This is a genomic window from Micromonospora polyrhachis (assembly GCF_014203835.1).
Classification (GTDB): domain Bacteria; phylum Actinomycetota; class Actinomycetes; order Mycobacteriales; family Micromonosporaceae; genus Micromonospora_H; species Micromonospora_H polyrhachis.
Genome location: NZ_JACHJW010000001.1, coordinates 4,922,725 through 4,943,465, shown reverse-complemented (window position 1 = coordinate 4,943,465; position 20,741 = coordinate 4,922,725). Strand labels below are relative to the sequence as shown.

At 69.1% G+C, this 20,741-nt stretch carries 21 protein-coding genes; 7 read left to right on the top strand and 14 right to left on the bottom strand.

What is annotated here, in order from left to right; genetic code table 11:
• Positions 1-237 precede the first annotated feature (237 nt).
• Positions 238-2,631: a M4 family metallopeptidase gene (locus FHR38_RS21770; protein WP_312882326.1), complete on the top strand. Its 2,394-nt coding sequence runs from the start codon at positions 238-240 to the stop codon at positions 2,629-2,631.
• Between the two features lie 201 nt (positions 2,632-2,832).
• Here FHR38_RS21770 and FHR38_RS21765 read toward each other — a convergent pair whose 3' ends face one another.
• From FHR38_RS21765 to FHR38_RS21720, 10 genes are all read right to left on the bottom strand, one after another.
• Positions 2,833-4,059 (bottom strand): deoxyguanosinetriphosphate triphosphohydrolase, encoded by a 1,227-nt coding sequence (locus FHR38_RS21765; RefSeq protein ID WP_184536406.1) that lies wholly within the window; start codon positions 4,057-4,059, stop codon positions 2,833-2,835.
• 12 nt (positions 4,060-4,071) lie between these two features.
• The gene (locus FHR38_RS21760) at positions 4,072-4,428 is read right to left on the bottom strand and encodes a VOC family protein (RefSeq protein ID WP_184536405.1); all 357 of its coding nucleotides are present in this window, start codon (positions 4,426-4,428) and stop codon (positions 4,072-4,074) included.
• A 237-nt stretch (positions 4,429-4,665) separates the two neighbouring features.
• The gene (ppdK, locus tag FHR38_RS21755) at positions 4,666-7,434 is read right to left on the bottom strand and encodes a pyruvate, phosphate dikinase (protein WP_184536404.1); all 2,769 of its coding nucleotides are present in this window, start codon (positions 7,432-7,434) and stop codon (positions 4,666-4,668) included.
• Positions 7,435-7,643: 209 nt separating this feature from the next.
• A complete protein-coding gene (dusB, locus tag FHR38_RS21750; protein WP_184540038.1) occupies positions 7,644-8,780 on the bottom strand; it encodes a tRNA dihydrouridine synthase DusB in 1,137 nt (378 codons plus the stop codon).
• 175 nt (positions 8,781-8,955) lie between these two features.
• On the bottom strand, positions 8,956-9,765 hold the full coding sequence (locus FHR38_RS21745) for a hypothetical protein (RefSeq protein ID WP_184536403.1): 810 nt from the start codon (positions 9,763-9,765) through the stop codon (positions 8,956-8,958).
• A gap of 29 nt (positions 9,766-9,794) precedes the next feature.
• A complete protein-coding gene (locus tag FHR38_RS21740; protein ID WP_184536402.1) occupies positions 9,795-10,706 on the bottom strand; it encodes a hypothetical protein in 912 nt (303 codons plus the stop codon).
• A 36-nt stretch (positions 10,707-10,742) separates the two neighbouring features.
• On the bottom strand, positions 10,743-11,660 hold the full coding sequence (locus tag FHR38_RS21735) for a hypothetical protein (RefSeq protein ID WP_184536401.1): 918 nt from the start codon (positions 11,658-11,660) through the stop codon (positions 10,743-10,745).
• Positions 11,661-11,832: 172 nt separating this feature from the next.
• Positions 11,833-13,212, bottom strand: coding sequence for a glycine--tRNA ligase (locus tag FHR38_RS21730; RefSeq protein WP_184536400.1), 1,380 nt, complete (start codon positions 13,210-13,212; stop codon positions 11,833-11,835).
• A gap of 177 nt (positions 13,213-13,389) precedes the next feature.
• A complete protein-coding gene (locus FHR38_RS21725; RefSeq protein ID WP_184536399.1) occupies positions 13,390-13,890 on the bottom strand; it encodes an Rv0361 family membrane protein in 501 nt (166 codons plus the stop codon).
• A gap of 67 nt (positions 13,891-13,957) precedes the next feature.
• Positions 13,958-14,299: an antibiotic biosynthesis monooxygenase family protein gene (locus tag FHR38_RS21720; protein WP_184536398.1), complete on the bottom strand. Its 342-nt coding sequence runs from the start codon at positions 14,297-14,299 to the stop codon at positions 13,958-13,960.
• A gap of 26 nt (positions 14,300-14,325) precedes the next feature.
• Here FHR38_RS21720 and FHR38_RS21715 point away from each other — a divergent pair, with 26 nt between their 5' ends.
• From FHR38_RS21715 to FHR38_RS21690, 6 genes are all read left to right on the top strand, one after another.
• Positions 14,326-14,583: a hypothetical protein gene (locus FHR38_RS21715; RefSeq protein ID WP_184536397.1), complete on the top strand. Its 258-nt coding sequence runs from the start codon at positions 14,326-14,328 to the stop codon at positions 14,581-14,583.
• 117 nt (positions 14,584-14,700) lie between these two features.
• Positions 14,701-15,759 (top strand): metal ABC transporter substrate-binding protein, encoded by a 1,059-nt coding sequence (locus tag FHR38_RS21710; protein ID WP_184536396.1) that lies wholly within the window; start codon positions 14,701-14,703, stop codon positions 15,757-15,759.
• Positions 15,756-16,541 carry a metal ABC transporter ATP-binding protein gene (locus tag FHR38_RS21705; protein WP_184536395.1) on the top strand — a complete coding sequence of 262 codons (786 nt, stop codon included), beginning with the start codon at positions 15,756-15,758 and terminating at the stop codon, positions 16,539-16,541. The genes FHR38_RS21710 and FHR38_RS21705 overlap by 4 nt, the downstream gene beginning before the upstream one ends.
• Positions 16,542-16,543: 2 nt before the next feature.
• Positions 16,544-17,419, top strand: a complete 876-nt coding sequence (locus FHR38_RS21700) for a metal ABC transporter permease (protein ID WP_184536394.1) — start codon at positions 16,544-16,546, stop codon at positions 17,417-17,419.
• A 226-nt stretch (positions 17,420-17,645) separates the two neighbouring features.
• Entirely contained in the window at positions 17,646-17,945 is a 300-nt protein-coding gene (locus FHR38_RS21695; RefSeq protein ID WP_184536393.1) for an ArsR/SmtB family transcription factor, read from the top strand.
• Positions 17,942-18,349 carry a Fur family transcriptional regulator gene (locus tag FHR38_RS21690; protein ID WP_184536392.1) on the top strand — a complete coding sequence of 136 codons (408 nt, stop codon included), beginning with the start codon at positions 17,942-17,944 and terminating at the stop codon, positions 18,347-18,349. The genes FHR38_RS21695 and FHR38_RS21690 overlap by 4 nt, the downstream gene beginning before the upstream one ends.
• A gap of 280 nt (positions 18,350-18,629) precedes the next feature.
• Here the strand turns inward: FHR38_RS21690 and FHR38_RS32920 are convergent, their stop codons facing one another.
• Genes FHR38_RS32920 through FHR38_RS21675 form a run of 4 tightly spaced genes read right to left on the bottom strand, consistent with a single transcriptional unit; the run spans position 18,630 to position 20,732 of the window.
• Positions 18,630-19,064: a cupin-like domain-containing protein gene (locus tag FHR38_RS32920; protein ID WP_221449113.1), complete on the bottom strand. Its 435-nt coding sequence runs from the start codon at positions 19,062-19,064 to the stop codon at positions 18,630-18,632.
• On the bottom strand, positions 19,061-19,738 hold the full coding sequence (locus FHR38_RS33295; RefSeq protein WP_221449112.1) for a cupin-like domain-containing protein: 678 nt from the start codon (positions 19,736-19,738) through the stop codon (positions 19,061-19,063). Before FHR38_RS33295 ends, FHR38_RS32920 begins: the two co-directional genes overlap by 4 nt.
• Positions 19,735-19,929: a hypothetical protein gene (locus tag FHR38_RS21680; protein ID WP_184536391.1), complete on the bottom strand. Its 195-nt coding sequence runs from the start codon at positions 19,927-19,929 to the stop codon at positions 19,735-19,737. The genes FHR38_RS33295 and FHR38_RS21680 overlap by 4 nt, the downstream gene beginning before the upstream one ends.
• Before the next feature lie 11 nt (positions 19,930-19,940).
• A complete protein-coding gene (locus FHR38_RS21675; RefSeq protein ID WP_184536390.1) occupies positions 19,941-20,732 on the bottom strand; it encodes an AfsR/SARP family transcriptional regulator in 792 nt (263 codons plus the stop codon).
• Positions 20,733-20,741: the final 9 nt, after the last annotated feature.

Sequence of the window (20,741 nt, the reverse complement as noted above, 5' to 3'; positions counted from 1 at the left end):
GCACGCCGCTCCGGCGATTCCACAAGCGTCGACAAAGCCGCTGGAGCGGTAACGGAACGCGTCCAGCGAGGTCAGCGTAACAACGCGTATGCCGCGTTGCCGGACAAACCAGAGAAGCTGGACGTATCACCCAACGGCCGTACTCGCCGAGGCGGTTCCGAATCGAACTCACCTCTTCCCTTTCTCGCTTGACATCGATATATCTACATGGCTAACAATCTTCCTGGGGAGGAACGAGTGAAGAGATCCATCGCTGCGGCCAGCGCCGTGCTGCTCACCAGCAGCCTGCTGGCCGGCGTCACATCCACTGCACAGGCGGCACCACCCGCGTCAACGGCGGACTCGTCCGCGGTCGGCCGGGCCAACGAGGTACTCCGGGTGAACCCCGGTGCCGTCCAGGCCGCCGCCGGTGAGTCGTACTCGGCGCACAGCTCCAAGGTCGACCCGAACGGCACGGCGCACGTCCGGTACACCCGCACCTACCAGGGACTGCGGGTCTACGGCGGCGACTTCGTCGTGCACACCGCCCCCAACGGCAGCTACGCCGGCACCTCGGTCAGCCTGGCCGCCCCGCTGACGCTGGGCACCACCGCCAAGGTGGGCAAGGCCGACGCGGTGAAGACCGCCAAGGCGCACTTCTCCGGCAAGATCACCTCGGTCGACGAGTCCGAGCTGATCGTCGACGCCAGTTCCGGCTACGGCCGCCTGGCCTGGGAAACCGTCGTCAACGGCTGGGCCCCGGACGGTCAGACCCCGTCGAAGCTGCACGTCATCAGCGATGCGACCACCGGTGCGTACCGGGGCTCCTTCGACGAGATCCACGCCGTCGCCGGCACCGGTAACAGCATCTTCTCCGGCACGGTCACGATCGACACCACGCAGTCCGGCTCGACCTACCAGATGATCGACCCGGTTCGCGGCAACGGCTCCACCTGCGACATGAACAACGGCACCTCGACGTGCACCACGTTCACCGACCCGGACAACACCTGGGGCAACGGGACCAACTCCAACCGGCAGTCGGCGGGGGTCGACGCGCACTACGGCGCGGCCAAGACCTACGACTACTTCAAGAACGTGCACGCCCGTAACGGCATCTTCGGAAACGGCGCGGGTGTGCCGAGCCGGGTGCACTACGGCAACAACTACGTCAACGCCTTCTGGGACGGCTCCCGGATGACCTACGGCGACGGCTCGGGCAACGCCAACCCGTTGGTCGCCATCGACGTGGCCGGCCACGAGATGAGCCACGGCGTCACCGAGAACGTCGTGCCGGGTGGCCTGACCTACTCCGGCGAGTCGGGCGGTCTCAACGAGGCGACCAGTGACATCTTCGGCTCGATGGTCGAGTTCTACGCCAACAACACCTCCGACCCCGGTGACTACCTGATCGGCGAGAAGATCGACATCAACGGCGACGGCACGCCGCTGCGCTACATGCACAACCCGACGTTGGACGGCAGCTCACACGGCTGCTGGTCGACCAGCACCAAGAACGTCGACGTGCACTACTCCTCGGGTGTGGCCAACCACTTCTTCTTCAACCTCGCCGAGGGCACCGGTAACACCCAGTGGGGCACCTCGCCGATCTGCGGATCCGCACCGGGCGTCACCGGCATCGGCCGGAGCAAGGCCGAGAAGATCTGGTTCCGCGCGCTCGACGTGTACTTCACCTCCAACACGTCGTACGTCAACACCAGCAACCCGGCCAACACCGCCCGGGCGTACACGCTGCGGGCCGCGACCGACCTGTACGGCACCTGCGGCACCGAGTACAAGGCGGTGCAGGCTGCCTGGACCGCGGTCAACGTGGCAGGCAACGACTCGCCCTGCTCGACGGGGCCCGACTTCTCCGTCTCGCTGTCGCCGACCTCCGGCACGGTCAACCCCGGTAGCTCCGTCTCCACCACCGTCGCCACCGCCACCACCAGCGGCGCCGCCCAGACCGTCACCTTCACCGCCAGCGGCCTGCCCACCGGCGCCACCGCCACCTTCAACCCCTCATCGGTGACCTCCGGCGCCTCCTCGACGCTGACCATCGCCACCACCGCCAGCACCCCCGCCGGCACCTACACCGTCACCGTCACCGGCACCGGCACCTCCGCCACCCGCACCTCCACCTACACCCTCACTGTCAGCGGACCCGGTGGTGGCTGCCCCAGCCCCGGCCAGAAACTCGGTAACCCCGGCTTCGAGACCGGCACCAGCCCCTGGACCGGCACCACCGCCGCCATCGGCTCCTTCACCCAGCAGCCCGCCCACGGCGGCACCCGCGTCGCCTGGCTCGGCGGCAACGGACGCACCAGCACCGAAACCCTCTCCCAGAGCGTCACCCTGCCCGCCGGCTGCACCACCTACAACCTGAACTTCTGGCTCCACATCGACACCACCGAAACCACCAGCAGCATCGCCTACGACACCTTCCGGGTCCAGGTCCTCAACTCCGCCGGCACCGTCCTGGGCACCCTGGCCACCTACTCCAACCTCAACAAGGCCACCGGCTACAGCCAGAAGACCTTCTCCCTCAACAGCTACGCCGGCCAGACCATCACCCTCCGATTCACCGCCACCGAAGACGTCTCCCTACAGACCTCCTTCGTCGTCGACGACACCAACCTCACCGTCTCCTGACCCGACCCTGAACCACCACACCCCCTGAGCCGGCGGTCATCCCCCACGGGATGGCCGCCGGTTCGCGTCGAGCAAGCGATGATCGGTGCGCTGCCGGCGGTGGAGCGCGTCGGCCTTCGGGCCACCCGGTCGACGTCGACCAGCCGTCAACTCGACGTCGACCAGCCGTCAACTCGACGTCGACCAGCCGCCAGCTCGAGGTCAACCAGCCAGTCGCCGGTGCCAGGACACAGCCGCCGGATCGGTCAACGAGGCCACCTGGTCGACCACCACGCGCAGCCGGGCGGAGTCGTCCCCGGCCGCCCGCCACAGTGGTGCGAAGACCGGATCGAGGGTAGCCGGAGCCTCCGCCAGGATCACGTGCACCAGTTCGGTGAGCAGCTGCCGCTGCTGTTCGTACCGCCGCTCCGCACCGGCCCGGCGCATCACATAGCGCCACGCGATCCCCTTGAGCAGGGCGCACTGCGCCCGGATCCACCGGGGCACCACCAGGTCGGCGGCGTACCGACGGACCGGCTCAGTGCCGGAACGCTCCTGGGTCGCGGTCACCGCCGCCGCCACGAACCGTCCGGTCAGGACACTCGTCGTACGTTTCAACGCCACCTGCGCCCGATGGCTACCGTCGTAGCAGGTCAGCGGAGTCAACGCCGGATCGTCGAGCAGGTCGGTCAGCACCTCGACCAGATCGGCGGCGGACTCGGGAGAATAGACCGCCGCCACGTCGGCACAGAGTGCAGCTCGCTCGTCCGCATCCGCCAGCAGCGGGCGAAGGTCGACGTAGCCACCGTGCACGCCGTCCTCCACGTCGTGCACCGAATAGGCGACGTCGTCAGCCCAGTCCATCACCTGCGCCTCCAGGCAACGGGCCCGGTCCGGCGCGTCCCGGCGCAGCCAGGCGAAGACCTCGGCGTCGTCGGCGTACACCCCGAACTTGCGTCGTCCGGGCTCGCGCGACCACGGATACTTGCAGGTGGCGTCGAGCGAGGCCCGGGTCAGGTTGAGACCGGCCGACGTACCGTCCGGGGCGAGCACCTTGGCCTCCAACCGGGTCAGTACGCGAAGCGTCTGCGCGTTGCCCTCGAAGCCGCCGCAGGGCTGTGCCACCACGTCCAACGCCGCCTCACCGTTGTGCCCGAACGGTGGATGCCCGAGGTCGTGGGCGAGCCCGGCGACGTCGACCACGTCCGGGTCGCAGCCGAGTCGGCTGCCCATCTCCCGGGCGATCTGGGCGACCTCCAGGGAGTGGGTCAGCCGGGTACGCAGAAAGTCGTCGGTGCCGGCGGTGTGCACCTGGGTCTTGGTGGCCAACCGGCGGAAACCCGCCGAGTGCAGCACGCGGGCCCGGTCCCGCTGGTACGGGCCGCGCCCGTGCCCGGTGTCCTTTGGCACTTCGGTGACCCGGCGCTGCGCGTCACGCTCGCTGGTCACCTCACCAACCGCCTATCCGCGCTGCCGCAGCACGCAGAACTCGTTGCCCTCCGGGTCGGCGAGCACGGTCCACGGGTCGTCCTCGGACTGTCCGATGTTGACATGCCGGGCGCCCATGTTGACCAGCCGTTCGATCTCGGCCTCCTGGTCGATCGGGCGTAGGTCGATGTGCAGTCGGTTCTTCGCGCTTCCCTTGGCCTCGGTGACCCGGACAAAGGTCAGGCTGGGCGTCCCGTCGGTGGAACGGCAGATCGTCACCTCGTCGGGCGTCTCGTAGGTGACCTGGTAGTCGAGCGCCTCGGCCCACCAACGCGCCAGTCGCGCGGGATCCTGGGCGTCGACAACCAGACTCTCCCACAAGCTGCCCATCCGATACCTCCATCGAGGGGAACGGCGAATTCGAATGACGCATAGGTTACGCCGAGGTTCGTCGTCGGGTGACCCGACGGCCGGGTCGAACCATGTCGACCCGGCCTACCAGGCATTTCCAGTTCGGCGGCCCCTCAAACCAGCTGACGGGCCGCTCAGCAACTGCCCGAACCGGCCGCTCAGCAACTGCCCGAACCGGCCGCTGCGCGGCTCCCCCCAGCCGACCGGCCAACCCGCTCAGCGGCTGTCCGAACCGGCCGTTTCGATCGCGGCCCGGCCCGCCTCCAGCCGGGCCACCGGCACCCGGAACGGCGAGCAGGAGACATAGTCGAGTCCGACCTCGTGGAAGAAGTGCACCGACTCCGGGTCACCGCCGTGCTCACCGCAGACACCGAGCTTGAGTTCCGGCCGAGCGGCCCGGCCCTCCTCGGCCGCGATCCGGACCAGCCGGCCGACCCCGTCCCGGTCGATCGACTCGAACGGCGAGATGCCGAAGATGCCCAGTTCCAGGTAGCGCCAGAAGAAGGCACCTTCCACGTCGTCCCGGGAGAAGCCCCAGCCCATCTGGGTCAGGTCGTTGGTGCCGAACGAGAAGAACTGCGCCGCCTCGGCGATCTGTCCGGCGGTCAGCGCCGCCCGGGGTACCTCGATCATCGTGCCGATCAGCACCTCGACGCCGCAGCCCCGGGTCACCTCCGCGATGATCTTCTCGGCTTCGGCGCGTACGGTCTCCAGCTCCTGCACCGCACCGACCAGCGGCACCATGATCTCCGGCTTCGGCGTACCGCCCTGTTGGGCGCACTCCACCGCCGCCTCCACGATCGCCCGTACCTGCATGGCGAAGAGGCCGGGGATCACCAGACCGAGGCGTACGCCCCGCAGGCCCAGCATGGGGTTCGACTCGTGCATCCGGCGGACGGCGGCGAGTAGTGCCTCCTCCTTGGCCACGTCCTCGCCCCGCTCCTGGGCCACCGCCACGTTCACCGCGAGCTGCTCCAACGGGGGCAGGAACTCGTGCAGCGGCGGGTCGATCAGCCGTACCGTGACCGGCAGGCCGTCCATCTCCCGGAAGATCTCCACGAAGTCGGCCCGCTGTAGGGGCAGCAGCGCGGCCAGTGCCGTCTCCCGCTCCTCCTCGGTCCGCGCCAGGATCAGTCGTTCCACCAACTCCCGCCGGTCGCCCAGGAACATGTGCTCGGTACGGCACAGGCCGATGCCCTCGGCACCGAACCGGCGGGCGCGGGCGGCGTCCGTGCCGGTGTCGGCGTTGGTACGGACCGCCAGTCGCCGCTTGGCGTCGGCGTGGCCCATGATCCGGTGTACCGCCTTGACCAGCACGTCGTCGGTCTCGGCCGGGTCGAGGTTGCCCTCGAAGTACTGGACCACCTCCGAGGGCATCACCGGCACCTCACCGAGGTAGACCTTGCCGGTGGTGCCGTCGATGGAAACGGTGTCGCCCTCCCGGACGATCTGCCCCGCCACGGTGAACATCCGCCCCGGAACGTCGATGTCCAGTTCGTCGGCACCGGAGACACAGGTCTTACCCATGCCCCGGGCCACCACGGCGGCGTGGCTGGTCTTCCCGCCCCGGGAGGTGAGGATGCCCTGCGCGGCGATCATGCCGTTGAGGTCGTCCGGGTTGGTCTCCCGGCGGACCAGGATCACCTGCTCACCTTCGGCGGCCAGTTCGACCGCACGGGCGGAGGTGAAGACCACCTTGCCGAACGCCGCGCCGGGCGAGGCACCGATGCCCTTGGCCACCGGCTGGAACTCGTGGTCCAGCTTGAACCGGGGGAACATGAGCTGGGCGAGCTGCGCGCCGTTGACCCGGTGCAGCGCCTCGTCGAGGTCGATCAGGCCCTCGTCGACGAGCTGGCCGGCGATGACGAACGCGGCGGCGGCGGTACGTTTGCCGACTCGGGTCTGGAGCATCCACAACTTGCCCCGCTCGATGGTGAACTCGATGTCGCACAGGTCGAGATAGTGCTCCTCCAGCCGGGCCATGATCCCGAGCAGTTCGTCGTACGACCGTTTGTCGAGCTGCTCCAACTCCTGGAGCGGGACGGTGTTGCGGATGCCGGCCACCACGTCCTCGCCCTGGGCGTTGGCCAGGTAGTCACCGTAGATGCCCTGCGCCCCGCTGGCCGGGTCGCGGGTGAAGGCGACCCCGGTGCCGGAGTCCGGGCCGAGGTTGCCGAAGACCATGGCGACGACGTTGACCGCGGTGCCGAGGTCGGCGGGGATCCGCTCCTGGCGGCGGTAGAGTACGGCGCGCTCGGCGTTCCACGACTCGAAGACCGCGCGGATGGCCAGGTCGAGCTGCTCCCGGGGCTCCTGGGGGAAGTCCCGCCCGGTGTGCTTGGCAAAGATCTTCTTGTACGCCTCGACCAGCGCCCGCAGGTCGGTCCCGTCGAGGTCCAGGTCGTTGGCGGTGCCCTTGGCCCGCTTGGCCGCATCGAGAGCGTGCTCGAACTCCTCGCCCGGCACGTTGCACACCGTCTTGCCGAACATCTGGATCAGCCGGCGATAGGAGTCCCAGGCGAAGCGGTCCGCCCCGGCCGCGTCAGCGGAGTCGGTGCCGCTGGCCGAGTTGGTGCCGCCGCCGGAGTTGATGCCGCTGGCCTGCCGGGCCAGACCGTGCACGCTCTCGTCGTTGAGGCCCACGTTGAGGACGGTCTCCATCATGCCGGGCATGGAGAACTTGGCCCCGGAACGCACCGAGACCAGCAGTGGATCGTGCGGGTCGCCCAGCCGCTTGCCCATCCCCGCCTCCAGGGCGGCCAGGTGGCTGGCGATCTGCTCGCCCAGCCCGGCGGGTTCCGCACCAGTGGCCAGGTACGCCTGGCACGCCTCGGTGGTAATGGTGAATCCGGGCGGGACGGGCAGACCGAGATTGGTCATCTCCGCCAGGTTGGCGCCCTTACCTCCCAGCAGATCCTTGAGTTCCTTGTTGCCCTCGGCGAAGTCGTACACATACTTGTGTCCCGCCGTCTCCTGCGATGCCACCGAAAGCCTCCCGCGCCGATCCGACACTGAACGAGGGTTAAGTGGTCTCTTCGTACCCCGGCGTAGGGTTCCTTACCAGCCTTCGACAAGGTTCGGTGACAATGGGCACAATCGATGCAGGTTCCCCCGTTCGTGGCGGCTTCTGGGATCGCTTCCACGCGCAGGATCACGCACGTCGCCCCGGCTTCCACCTCGACGGCTGCGGCGACTCAGCCGCCAGAATCGTCCAGTTCCGCCCCGGCTGGGACGTCGTCGCTGTCCCGGTCGGCGAGCCACCCGTCCGGCAGGAACACCTTCCCGGGGGAATTCGTTCGACCCCGGGGCTGACCGAGGGTGCTGATCGGGAACGGCTCGGCCGGATCCAGCTTGCCCAGCAGGTCGTTCAACCCCGCGAGACTCTCCACCATGGCCAGCGACCGGCGTAACTCGCTACCCACCGGAAACCCCTTCAGATACCACGCGACATGCTTACGGAAGTCCGTACAGCCGTCCCGCTCGGTGCCGAAAGCTTCCGTAAGCAGTTCTGCATGCCGGCGCATCGTGCCGGCCACCTCGCCGAGGTTCGGCAGTCGCCGCTCCGAACGCCCCTCGAAGGCCGCCGCCAGATCGGTGAAGAGCCAGGGTCGACCCAGGCAACCCCGCCCCACGACCACCCCGTCCACCCCGGTGTGCGCCACCATCCGCAACGCGTCGTCGGCCTCCCAGATGTCACCGTTGCCCAACACCGGCACGTCCAGCGCCTGCTTGAGGGTGGCGATCGCATCCCAGTCGGCGGTGCCCGAATAGCGCTGTGCGGCCGTACGACCGTGTAGCGCCACCGCCGCCACCCCGGCGTCCTGGGCGGCAAGCCCAGCCTCGACGTACGTCAGATGGTCGTCGTCGATGCCTTTGCGCATCTTGACGGTGACCGGCACCCCGGCCGGCGCGGCCGCCGCCACCGCCGCCCGGACGAGCCGGGCGAAGAGTCGACGCCGCCAGGGCAGCGCGGATCCGCCGCCCTTCCGGGTGACCTTGGGTACCGGGCAGCCGAAGTTGAGGTCGATATGGTCGGCGAGATCCTTTTCGACCACCATCCGCACCGCCGCCGCCGTGATCTCCGGGTCGGTGCCGTAGAGCTGGAGACTGCGGGGGTGCTCGTCCGCGCCGAAGGCGATCATGCGGAGGGTCTTCGGGTTGCGCTCGACCAGCGCCCGAGTAGTGATCATCTCGCAGACGTAGAGCCCGCCCCCCTGTTCCCGACACAACCGGCGGAACGCGGCATTGGTGATCCCAGCCATCGGCGCAAGTACCACGGGTGGCCACACCTGGTGCTGCCCGAGGGTCAGCGGGCGTACGGCTGGCGGCATCGCAGAGGTGGTCACCCTTCGAGGATTCCATGCCGGTCGACGCAGCTCTCAACCCGCCGGAGCCTGGACGCCGCCGAGGTGACGAGGGTTACTACCAACCAACCGGTCGTACATACGGCAGATCGCCGTCCGGCAACCCCGAAAGGCGTCGGAACGGCGATCTGCGGCTACTTGCTCACAGTGTTTGCGGCACGGTCAGCACCAGACCCGACACGTCCACCACCACGGAGGTGGCCGCTGCGGCGTAGATGGCGAACGAGAACTCGTTGCCGTTGTGCTTGCCCAGTTGCACCTCCACCAGGTTGGAGAGGATCTGGTTCGCGGCCCACCAGTTGAGCGACGACGCCGCCGACCTGGTAACAGACGAGCTGTGGGCGCTCAGGAAACCGGGTGAGACGGTGCCCGTCACGGTGAGATTCACGTATGCGGCGATTGCCTGATTCTGCGCCGCCGGCTGGACGTTGCGCACCGTCAGGTGGATCGTCGTGCCGGCCCGCAGCCGGCCGTTGCTGTCGACGTTCGCCCGGCCACCGACAATGTGCTGGTCGTAGGCGGACGACCGAGGCACCTCCCGGGTGTCGAGGATGCGGACCGGCGTGATCGGCATGGTGTGGTTGGCCCACCGGCTTGAGTTGACCATGGCCGTTCCGTCGACGCCACTGAGCAGAAGGTCACCCTGCGGGGTGGCGGTCAGCGATCCGCGGAGCGCGGCGTCCTGGACCTTCTCCCAGGGCGTGGGCTGCAGCACCAGGGCGGCACCGCTGCCCTGGTTGGTGAGCGCCAGCGCCGGTGCAGTGGCCGAACCACCCGTGAGGGTCGTCCGGGCGCTGCCCGCGTCGTTGTCCTGCCCGATCCGCACCGGGTCGGCGTCCGCGCTGGCCGGGCTACCGAAGGCCACCATGCTGACCCCGGCACCGGCGCCGGCAGCGATTCCGGCCCGCAGCAACCGTCGGCGGCTGCTCGTCGGCGTCTCTTCGGTGCTCATCCTGGCTTCCCCTTCGATCTCGCGCTCGATCACCGCTGCCGCCTCGCCGTCACCTGTTGCACCGGACGGTCCTTACGGGCCGCACCCGAACCGAAGGCGGCCCGCCCACCGGCTGCCTTGGCCGCTGCCGCATTACCCAGTTCGACGTCCGCCGGTGAATACACCAGGAGCGCCGTCACGTCGAGAATCACCACCGCCGGGCTCGCCACCGCGATCGCCACGAAATCGGGGTAGTCGGCGTCCCACATGGCAAGCTGGGTGATGACTCCGTTGGAGAGCAGTTGTCCGGCACCCCACCAGTTGATGGTGGAGGAAGCCGGGACGTCGTCCGCGCCACTCCACACGGTGGCGAAACCCGACCGGGCGGTGTTCGCCACGGTCACGTTGCCCAACATGCCGTAGCCCCAGCTGACGATGTCCTTCAGGTGCACCGCCAGGATGGCACCGGCCTCCGCCCGACCCGACGAGTCGATCGCGTCGGCCCCCCAGAGAAGGCGGCTCCGTCCCGCCGCCGTACGGGTGTCCAGGATCCGGGTCGGGGCGATCGGCCACGGCATCGTCGCGTTCGCGGTGCTGAAGACCTGCTGCGAGCGGACCACGCTGTCGCCCGGGCTGACGCCGGCCACGGCCAAGCCGCTGGGGGACATGTGCAGTGCGCCCGGCGTGGGTGCGCTGACCGGGTTACTCGTCAGCCGCAACGTCGTGCCGTTGGGGTTGGCCACCTCCAGGGTGGACAGGTCACCGGCGGCGCTGCTGCGCAGCGTCGTCGATCCGCCGGTGTTCGGCTGTCCGATCTTGACCGGGTCGCCGTTGGCCGCCGAGGCTGGCGAGCCGTTCGCCACCGTCGCCGCGGTGGCGGCGACCGCCGCACCGGCGGCGGTGGCAGCGGTCCGCAGCACCGCACGGCGGCGTGCCGTGCGCTCGGTTCCGGATGAGGTCATGGTCGTTCTCCCCGTGCGTGAGGGTGTGGCATGAGGTCAGTTGGAGATCTTCGGAGCACCGGCCGAGCCGCGCTTCGTCGTCAACGTGGGCAGTTGCGCCGCGTTCGCCGCCCCACCGATCCGCACCTGGTTGGGGTGGCTCACGACCAGGCTGGTCAGGTCGAGGATGACCTGGGCCGGCGCGGCCGCGTAGATCGCGACAACGCTGCTGAAGGTGTCGACCATGCCAAGTTCGGCGAACACGAAGTTGGACAGGATCTGCCCTGCGCTCCACCAGTTCAGGCTGGATGCCACCGGCCGGCTGCCCACACCCCAGACGGTCACGAACCCGGAACTGGTCGTGCCGGTGACGGTGACGTTGCCCTTCATCGCCCAGCCCGCCTTGACGTACGGGTCGAGGCTGATCACGATCGCCGTGCCGGCCTTCATCCGGCCGGCCGAGTCCAGGTTCTCCAGGCCGGCGATGATGTTCCCGCGCAGAGCCGGATCCCGGGTGTCGACCACGCGGGTGGGCGGGACAGCCACGGAGGTGGTCGCCCATGCCGTCGTCCAGGCCCAACTGGCGTACGTCCCCTGGTTCGGATCGATGGTGGAGCGGTACGGAAGGTAGATGTCCTCCCACTCGTCGACCGAGACCGTCCCGGCGATCTCCGGCACCGGCGGAGTGCCGTAGAGCGCATCCGTCGGGGCGGGCACCAGCCGCAGCGGCGCCCCTTCGGAATTGGCCAGGGTCAGGGAGGCGGTAGCGGTCTGGGTGGTCAGGGTGGTGGTCTGCGGCGTGGCGGTGTTGGTCGTGCCCATCTGCAGATCGTCACCAGGTGCGGCCTGCGCGGCACCGGGCAGAACCGCCGCGCCGACGACGGCGGCACCGGCGGTTGCCGCCGTTACGGTCGCCCCCCGACGCAACAGTCCCCGACGGCTCAGACTCCGATCGTCTTTTGACTTATTCGACATGAACGCTCCCCGTAGTGAGATTCAACGGGAAAAATGTTCGCACGAAGATCAAACTGATGGACATCGTCCGAATGGTGGATCTGCCGATCTTTCGGGAAAGACGTGTTGGGCGCGGCCGGAAGGTACCGGCCGCGCCCAACACGTTGCAATTCGGACATTCGCTCCCGTCGGATCAGCAGCCCGGGAGTCGCTCGATCAGATAGTTCTCCACCCGGTCCAGCGGAATGCGTTCCTGGGTCATCGTGTCCCGGTCCCGGATGGTCACCGCGTCGTCGTCCAGGGTGTCGAAGTCGACCGTCACGCAGAACGGCGTACCGATCTCGTCCTGGCGACGGTAGCGGCGGCCAATTGCCTGCGAGTCGTCGAACTCGACCACCCAGCGCCGGCGCAACCGGGCCGCCAGGTCCTTCGCCTTCGGCGAGAGGGCCTCGTTGCGGGACAGCGGCAGCACGGCCACCTTGACCGGAGCCAACCGCGGGTCGAAACGCATCACCGTACGCTTGTCGACGCCGCCCTTGGTGTTGGGTGCCTCGTCCTCGTCGTACGCCTCCAGCATGAAGGCGAGCACCGCCCGGGTCAGACCGGCGGCCGGCTCGATGACGTACGGCACCCAGCGCTCACCCTTCTCCTGGTCGAAGAAGGACAGGTCGACACCGGAGTGCTTGCTGTGCGTGGAGAGGTCGAAGTCGGTGCGGTTGGCGATGCCCTCCAACTCGGAGAACTCGGTCCCACCGAACATGAACTTGTATTCGATGTCGACCGTGCGCTTCGAATAGTGAGACAGTTTCTCCTTCGGGTGCTCGTAGAACCGCAGGTTCGACTCGCTCAGGCCGAGGTCGATGTACCAGTTCCACCGCTCCTGGAGCCAGTATTCGTGCCACTGCTCGTCGGAACCGGGCTCGACGAAGAACTCCATCTCCATCTGCTCGAATTCCCGCGTACGGAAGATGAAGTTGCCCGGGGTGATCTCGTTGCGGAACGACTTGCCGGTCTGGGCGATGCCGAAGGGCGGCTTCTTACGCGCGGCGGTGGCGACGTTGTTGTAGTTGACGAAGATGCCCTGTGCGGTCTCCGGGCGCAGGTAGTGCAGCCCTTCCTCGCTCTCCACCGGGCCGAGGTAGGTCTTCATCAGGCCGTTGAACATCTTCGGCTCGGTGAACGAGCCCTTCGCGCCGCAGTTGGCGCAGTTGATCTCCGCCAGGCTGGCCGGCAGCCGGCCGTGCTTGGCCTCGAACGCCTCTTCCAGGTGGTCGGCCCGGTAGCGCTTGTGGCAGGACTGGCACTCGGTCAGCGGGTCGACGAACGCGTCGAGGTGCCCGGAGGCGGCCCACACGTCCCGGGCCAGGATGACGGCCGAGTCCAGGCCGACGACGTCGTCCCGCTGCTGGACCATGGTCTTCCACCACTGGCGGCGGACGTTCTCCTTGAGTTCGACGCCGAGCGGACCGTAGTCCCACGCCGACCGGGTGCCCCCGTAGATCTCGCTGGACGGAAAGACGAAGCCGCGGCGCTTGGCGAGGCTGACGACGGCGTCGATACGGTCGGCTGGCATGAACTCTCCTCCTGCGCCGGCTGGCGGTCGGCGCGGACGTGATCCGATATGTGATCCGGTGTACGGGTCAGGAACCACCGTGGGAAGTCAACGGTACGGCCACCCACGGTCCAAGCCCAGGAGATTACCCCTGCCCAACCCGGGTGCCGTCAGCTGACCCTGCCTGGCCTCGTACCGTCAGCTGACCCCACACACCTCGAAGCTGCCGGTCTTGCTGTCCTGAGTGAGGGTGACCCGCAGGTTGTCCTGACCACCGCCGGTATAGGTGACGTCCACGGGTACGACGACCTCACTGGTGAGCATGCTCTGCTGGACCCGGTAACCGGCGATCCCCGGCTCGGCGGACACCCGTCGCTGGAAGTCGCGGGCCGACTCGCGCCGCTGGTCCTCGTCGCAGAGCAGGTCGTACGCCCGGCTGTACCGCCGGTTCTTCAACGCCTCGAAGTAGTCCCCGACGACCGTACGGGCCTGTTCGTCGACGGCCTGGGTCCCGGAGACGGCGAGCCCGACCACGGCGACCGCCCCACCACCGCAGCAGAGCACCAGGGCGAGGGCCCCCACGCCCAGACCGATCCAGCGCCGCAGGCCGCGTCCCTCGGTGGGGGGTGCCGCGAACGGGGGCGCGACACCGGGACCGGGCGGCGGTGGTGGCGGGCCGGTCGGTCCGGAAACGGTCATGAGCGCAAGGGTAGTGCTTCGGTGGCTCGGCGCTCGGGACGAGCCATGGCACCGTCACCCGTCCCGCTCACCGCCCCGGCTCCGTGGCCCGGTCACTGGTGGCGACCCGCACTTCGCCGTTCGGTTCGGCGCTGGCCAGCGACTCGTACGCGGATGGCTCGTCGAGGGACTCCGCGAGCAGTGGAATGGAGTGAATCTTGACATCGAAGGCCCCCAACGCCCGACGGTAGGTGCCCACGGACTCCCATTCGGTGACCAGGACCCAGTGCCGGGGATCGTCGAGGGCACGCAGCAGTTGTCCACGCCGGTAGCCGGGCCGGGCCGCGAGGGCGGCCAACGCCGTGTGCGCTCGTTCGGTGAAGTCCGCCGCGACACCCTCTTCGACCACGAACCGATTCGTGACAAGCACCCGCATCCTCCTCGTAAAGTCGTGAGATGCAGCGTACGCAGAGCGCCTTCCTGGCCCGGCTCGCCCGGCTGAATCCGACCACCGTGTTCCTCGCCACGCTGGCGCTGGTGCTGGTGGCCTTCTTCGCGCCGGGGATCATCGGCGGTGCTCTGCTCCTGGCCCTGGTGGCGGGGCTGGCCCTACTGATGGTCAGGACCTGGCCGGTGCAGCCGCCAGCGACCCGCGCGGTGCGTCTGCTGGCACTGACCCTGCTGGCGGCAGCCGCCCTCGTCAAGGTTCTCTAACCGGCTTCAGGGTGAGGAAGGGGCCCTTCTTATACAGGAAGCGATAAGAAGGGCCCCTTCTTTCATGCAAGCATGCGTTTTTGACAATCATTATCATTGGCGCGGAGAGTTGAGCACATGGAGATCCACCCCGCTGCCCGCACCCGATCCGCCCGTCGGTCCGCACTCCGACCTGCACCTGACCACCAGTCCACTCAGCCAGACATCCCCGTTGCCAGCCCTGGCCGCTGGCGTGTTGCCAGTCTGCGCCGTCGACGCGGGGTGGCGGTCGCGGCGGCGCTGCTCGCCCTCGGCAGTGTGACCGCCTGCTCCACCGACTCCGCAGGTCAGGACCCGAACCGGGTCGACGTGGTCGCCGGCTTCTACCCGTTGCAGTTCGTCACCGAGCGGATCGGCGGGGACGCCGTCCGGGTGACCAGCCTGGCCAAGCCAGGTGCCGAGCCGCACGACCTGGAACTCAACCCGGGACAGGTCGGCCAGGTGGTCGACGCGGAACTGATCGTCTATCTCAAGGGGTTCCAGCCGGCCGTCGACGAGGCCGTCAAGCAAGAGGCCGCCGACCGCGCGTTCGACGTAGCCACCGTGCAGCCCCTGCTCGATGCCAGCGACGCCGGGCACACCCACGAGGAGGGCGAGGAACACGGCCACGAAGAGGAGGCCGGCGCCAAGGACCCGCACGTCTGGTTGGACCCCGAACGGCTGGCCACCATCGGTGACCGGCTCGCCGAGCGGCTGGGCAAGATCGCGCCGGACCACGCCGCCGACTACACCGCGCGGGCCACCACGCTGCGGGCCGACCTCACGACCCTGGACAAGGAGTACGCCGAGGGGCTGAAGACCTGCCAGCGCCGGGAGATCGTGGTCAGCCACGCCGCGTTCGGCTACCTCGCCCAGCGGTACGACCTGGAGCAGATCGGGGTCTCCGGGCTGACGCCCGAGGACGAGCCCTCACCCAAGCGGCTGGCCGAGGTCGCCACCGAGGCCCGGCAGCACGGCGCCACCACCATCTTCTTCGAGACCCAGGTGAGTTCGAAGGTCGCCGACACCATCGCCCGGGAGGTCGGGGCGAGCACGGCCGTCCTCAACCCCATCGAAGGTGTCGAGGCCGGTGCCGACTACTTCACCGCGATGCGGGCCAACCTCGCCGCGCTCCGGAAGGCGCTGGGCTGCTCATGATCGGGAAGCAGGAGCAGAGCGGCACCGACCAGCCCGTCGTGACGGTGACCCACGCCCGGGTCGCCTACGACAACCGCCCGGTGTTGCGGGACGTCTCGTTCACCCTGACCGCCGGCGAGGTGGTCGCCGTACTGGGGGCGAACGGGTCGGGCAAGTCGACGCTCATCCGTACGATCCTCGGCCTCGTCCCACTCAGCAACGGGTCGATCGAGCTGTTCGGCACGCCACTACGCCGGTTCCGCAAGTGGTGGCGGATCGGCTACGTCCCGCAGCGCATCGGGGCGGGCAGCGGCGTACCGGCCACCGTCGCCGAGGTGGTCTCCGCCGGCCGGCTGGCCCGTCGGGGCGTACTGCGTCCGGCCGGGGCCGCCGACCGAGAGGCGGTGGCCGAGGCACTGGACGCCGTCGGGCTCGCCGACCGGGCCGGTGACCCGGTGGCCACCCTCTCCGGTGGCCAGCAGCAACGCACCCTGATCGCCCGGGCCCTGGCCGGGCAGCCCGACCTACTGGTACTCGACGAGCCGACCGCCGGGGTGGACGCGGCCAGCCAAGCCGCGTTCGCCGAGGCGCTACGCGGCTTCATCGCCCGGGGCGGCACGGTACTGCTCGTCGCCCACGAACTCGGTCCGCTGGCACCACTGATCAGCCGGGCGCTGGTCGTACACGAGGGGCGGATCGCGCACGACGGACCGGTGCCGGAACCAGCCGGCCATCACGCGGACCCCGACCATGACCACGTCCATCCGCACGGACCGGACGAGCCGACCGGGATGTGGAGCTGACGATGGGCCTCTTCCAGTACGAGTTCATGATCCGCGCGCTGGTCGGCGCGCTCATCATCGGCCTGGCCGCCCCGGCGCTCGGCATCTACCTGGTGCAGCGCCGGCTGTCGCTGATCGGCGACGGAATCGGGCACGTGGCGCTGACCGGTGTCGGCGTCGGACTGCTGCTCCACCAGTCACCGGTGATCACCGCCGTGATCGTCGCGGCGCTCGGCGCAGTGGTCATCGAGTTGCTCCGGGAGCGGGGACGCACCTCCGGTGACATGGCGCTGGCGCTGCTCTTCTACGGCGGCATCGCCGGCGGTGTGATGCTGGTCGGGCTCTCCGACAACCGCAGCAACTCGGCGCTGCTGTCGTATCTGTTCGGGGCGTTGACCACCACCTCCCAGACCGACCTGATCACCATCGCGGTGCTCGGTGTGGTGGTGCTGATCGCCATGCTCGTGCTACGTCCGGCACTCTTCGCCATCTGTCACGACGAGGAGTACGCCCGGGTCTCCGGCCTGCCGGTGCGGACACTGAACCTGTTGCTGGCGATCACCACCGCGGTGACCGTGACGATCGCCATGCGGGCGGTCGGGCTGCTGCTGATCAGCGCGCTGATGGTGGTGCCGGTCGCCACCGCGCAACAGGTCACCCGGGGGTTCCGTACCACCATGGCGCTGGCGATGGTGCTGGGCCTGCTGGCCGCCGGTTCCGGGGTGACCCTCGCCGGAAGCCTGGACACCGCTCCCGGGGCCACCATCGTCGTCCTGGCGATCGTGCTGTTCCTGCTGGTGGCGCTCGGTACGGCGGGGTGGCGCAGCATCCGACGACGGTCGCTACCGACCGAGGCCACCACCCAGTTGGAGCCGCCGGACGTGGTCCTGGACCGATGATGGCCCGGTACCGGGTACGCGGGGCGTCGCCGTCCCACCGCCGCTGCCGTCACCAGACCCACCGTCACCCTCACCAGACCCACCGTCACCCTCACCAGACCCACCGTCACCGTCACCCGCCCCGCCGCCTCCGACACCAGACTCGCTGCCTCCGACACCAGACTCGCTGCGACGGTCGTCCGGATCCTGTCGGCGGCACCAAAACCAAATTGGTTACCGTTACGTAATGGCGAGCAGTAACGGATACGAGGCGTACGAGGGGGCCGGGGAACTACTCCGCGCGTTGTCCGCCCCGATCCGGGTCGCAATCGTCACCGAACTCGCCCAGGGTGAGCGTTGCGTACACGAGTTGGTGGAGAAGCTCGGCGCGCCCCAGCCGCTCGTCTCCCAGCATCTACGGGTACTGCGGGGTGCCGGTGTGGTGCACGGATCGCGACGTGGTCGGGAGATCGCCTACGCCCTGGTGGACGAGCACATCGCACATATCGTGGCCGACGCGATCAGCCACGCCGGGGAGGCGAAGTGACGACTGGAGAGGGCACCACGGCCGTACGCAACACCCGGCAACGCAGCGCCGTCAGCGCGCTGCTACGAGAGGTCGAGGGCTTCCACAGTGCCCAGGACCTGCACGCGATGCTGCGGGACCGGGGAGAACGGGTCGGCCTGACCACGGTCTACCGCACCCTCCAGGGGCTGGCCGACGCGGGCGAGATCGACGTGATGCGACCACCGGGCGGTGAGCACCTCTACCGCCGGTGCAGCGAGGGGCACCATCACCACCTGGTGTGTCGGGCCTGTGGTCGTACGGTCGAGGTCGAGGGCCCGGCCGTGGAGACCTGGGCCGACCGGGTCGCTGCCCGACACGGCTTCGTCGACGTCAGTCACACCATGGAGATCTTCGGCACCTGCCCCACCTGCGCCAGTTCCTGAGTTGGGCAGGGCCTCTTCCTATCGCGTCCCGCATAGGAAGAGGCCCTGCCCAACCTCCGCGTACGATCCCAGCCGGATCCCAGTCGACGCACCGATGCTCTCCGCTGGGCGCCCCACCGGGTGTGCGGTACAGCGCCGACGTACGTGACCCACCGCCGACCGGCCCACCCGGCCTGACCATGGACGAGATTCCGGATCCCCCACCGGAACGCGACAAGGGCTAGTCAGATGTGGGGGCACCGACGTCGGTGCCCCCGTTCCGACTGCCCCGCCCCCCCCGTCAGTCGGTGCCGCGTACCAGCGGCGGGTGCAGGTAGTGGTTGCCCGAGGGCACCTGGAAGTGGTGCAGACTCACCGTGGCGCTGATATCCAGGGCCTGTACCCAGTGCCACCACCCGACCGGCACCAACAGGGCGTCGCCCGGTTGCAGCACTCCCTCCAGAACGGTCGCCTGCCCGTACGACGGGTGCTGGTCGAGGTCCGGCTGCGCCGCGTCGACGTGGCTGTACGTCCCGCCCCGGGGATACACCCGGGTGCGCTGGTACGACGGCACGAGCCGGACGTGTTTACGACCCATCACCTGACACAACAGGATGTTCATGTTGTCGTGGTGCAGCCCCGTGACCGTGCCTGCCGGCCCCAGCAGCAGGGTCACCGTCTCCGGCAACAGGGCCGGATCGATGACGCCGGGCACCGGTCTGATGTCCCGGGTCAACGGTCGGAGACCGTGCTGCCAGTCTCGTTACGCGCGACCATGTAGTAGTCGTTGGTCTCCCCACCCGTCTCGACCATGGTGAGGTAGTCGGCGAACGCCATCCGGGTCCGGTGGGTGTCGTGCTGCCAGGTGTGCTCCGGGTTGCTGTCCCGGCCGGTCATCACCTCGACCTCGACGTTCCCCAACTGGTCCCGCAGGCTTGCCAGGGACCACTGCCGCCGGGCCGGCCAGTCGTCGACCGCCCCGGCCAGGATCACCGGACGGTTGGCGAAGTAGTACCGCTCGAAGAACTCGGCCGGGGACAGGTCGCCCCGGCGCTCCAGCCCATCGGACAGCTCGGCGGAGCGAAGGTCGCCGTAGGAATCGAGCAGGGCTTCCAGCCAGGCGTACTCCCGGGCCAACCTCAGGCAGGCCTGGAAGTAGGGGTGATCGGGAGCGCGGGTCAGCTCCTCGTCGACCGCCGCCCCGGGCTGTCCCGCCGCCAGCAACGCCGCCCGGATCTCCCCCTCCGCCACGCCGAGGGCCAGGTTCTCGGCGACCCAGGCCCGCCACCGAGGTGCGAGCCCGGCCGGACCGGCGGCCGAGGTGGTCACGGGGGCCCCGGCGGCCGAGGTGGTCACGGGGGCCCCGGCGGCCGAGGTGGTCACGGGGGCCCCGGCAACCGCGCTGGTCACCGAGGCTCCGGCAGCCGGGCTGGCGGCCGGTCGTGGTACGTCCCGGCCGTTCCGGCGGATTCGCCCCCGCTGGGCAGGGGCAGCGGTCGCCGGGTACGTCCGTTCGGCAGGTCGACGCAGTCGACGTAGTTGTTCTTGACGTTGACCTCGAACTCCAGTTCCGTCTCGGTCAGCGGTCGAAGCGTAGGCATGGCCTCTCCCCTCACAGTGGCTGGTCGTATGCCGGACGGTGCCGTTCTCCGCTGGGATCCCACTGGGACCGACGGTCGGCGCGGGGTGCACCCACCATGGTCGGCCAGTGACGTGCTGCGCCTCCGCCGGCCCGACCCGGGCGGTGACCTGCCGCGCCTCCGCCGGCCCGGTACAACGCGACCGCCAGTAGTTCCCACCCCCGCTCCCGCTGCGGTTGTTCAAGGACGAGCGCCTGCAGCTCGCCCAGTACCTCGGGGTGCCGGCCCAGTGCCAGCATCGCGGTCAGTCTCAGCTCGGCGGCGACGGTGCGCATCGCGTCGAGACGGGCGATCTCCGGTAACACGAACGAGGCACCCGCCAGGTCGGCGTACGCCGGGCCACGCCACAGCCCGAGTGCATCGGTCAACACCCCGACGGCCGCCGCCGGTCGTCCCCCGTCCAGCAGGGTCCTACCATGGGTGACCAGCTCGGCGAACCGTTCCGTGTCGACCTGTTCGGCCGGTACCCGGACCGCGTACCCGGGTCCTTCCCGGAGCAGAACCCTGCTCGGGGAGCGCATCGGCCGGTCCGGTTCGAGTGCCCGCCGGAGGCCGGCCACGTAGCCGTGCAGGGTCGCCCGACCGGCCAGACGTCCGCCGTCGCTCCACACCAGATCGCGGAGGCGTTCCTCGGGCAGCATCCGGCCCCGGGCCACCAGCAGCGTGGCCAGCACCATGCGCTGCCGCCGGCCGCCGAGCGCCACTTCCACCCCGTCGCGGTACGCGGTCAGGGGCCCGAGTACGCGGAGTTGCAGGTCGCTCATCTCCCGCCA

Bases quoted from the DNA above. Each gene is read 5' to 3' on its own strand.
- FHR38_RS21695 (WP_184536393.1), top strand. From the start codon at position 17,646: ATGGCGAGCAGTAACGGATACGAGGCGTACGAGGGGGCCGGGGAACTA.
- FHR38_RS21740 (WP_184536402.1), bottom strand. From the start codon at position 10,706: ATGACCTCATCCGGAACCGAGCGCACGGCACGCCGCCGTGCGGTGCTG.
- FHR38_RS21700 (WP_184536394.1), top strand. From the start codon at position 16,544: ATGGGCCTCTTCCAGTACGAGTTCATGATCCGCGCGCTGGTCGGCGCG.
- FHR38_RS21760 (WP_184536405.1), bottom strand. From the start codon at position 4,428: ATGGGCAGCTTGTGGGAGAGTCTGGTTGTCGACGCCCAGGATCCCGCG.
- FHR38_RS21705 (WP_184536395.1), top strand. From the start codon at position 15,756: ATGATCGGGAAGCAGGAGCAGAGCGGCACCGACCAGCCCGTCGTGACG.
- dusB (WP_184540038.1), bottom strand. From the start codon at position 8,780: ATGCCGCCAGCCGTACGCCCGCTGACCCTCGGGCAGCACCAGGTGTGG.
- FHR38_RS21710 (WP_184536396.1), top strand. From the start codon at position 14,701: ATGGAGATCCACCCCGCTGCCCGCACCCGATCCGCCCGTCGGTCCGCA.
- FHR38_RS21745 (WP_184536403.1), bottom strand. From the start codon at position 9,765: ATGAGCACCGAAGAGACGCCGACGAGCAGCCGCCGACGGTTGCTGCGG.
- FHR38_RS21675 (WP_184536390.1), bottom strand. From the start codon at position 20,732: ATGAGCGACCTGCAACTCCGCGTACTCGGGCCCCTGACCGCGTACCGC.
- FHR38_RS21715 (WP_184536397.1), top strand. From the start codon at position 14,326: ATGCAGCGTACGCAGAGCGCCTTCCTGGCCCGGCTCGCCCGGCTGAAT.
- FHR38_RS21735 (WP_184536401.1), bottom strand. From the start codon at position 11,660: ATGTCGAATAAGTCAAAAGACGATCGGAGTCTGAGCCGTCGGGGACTG.
- FHR38_RS21725 (WP_184536399.1), bottom strand. From the start codon at position 13,890: ATGACCGTTTCCGGACCGACCGGCCCGCCACCACCGCCGCCCGGTCCC.
- FHR38_RS21680 (WP_184536391.1), bottom strand. From the start codon at position 19,929: ATGCCTACGCTTCGACCGCTGACCGAGACGGAACTGGAGTTCGAGGTC.
- FHR38_RS21730 (WP_184536400.1), bottom strand. From the start codon at position 13,212: ATGCCAGCCGACCGTATCGACGCCGTCGTCAGCCTCGCCAAGCGCCGC.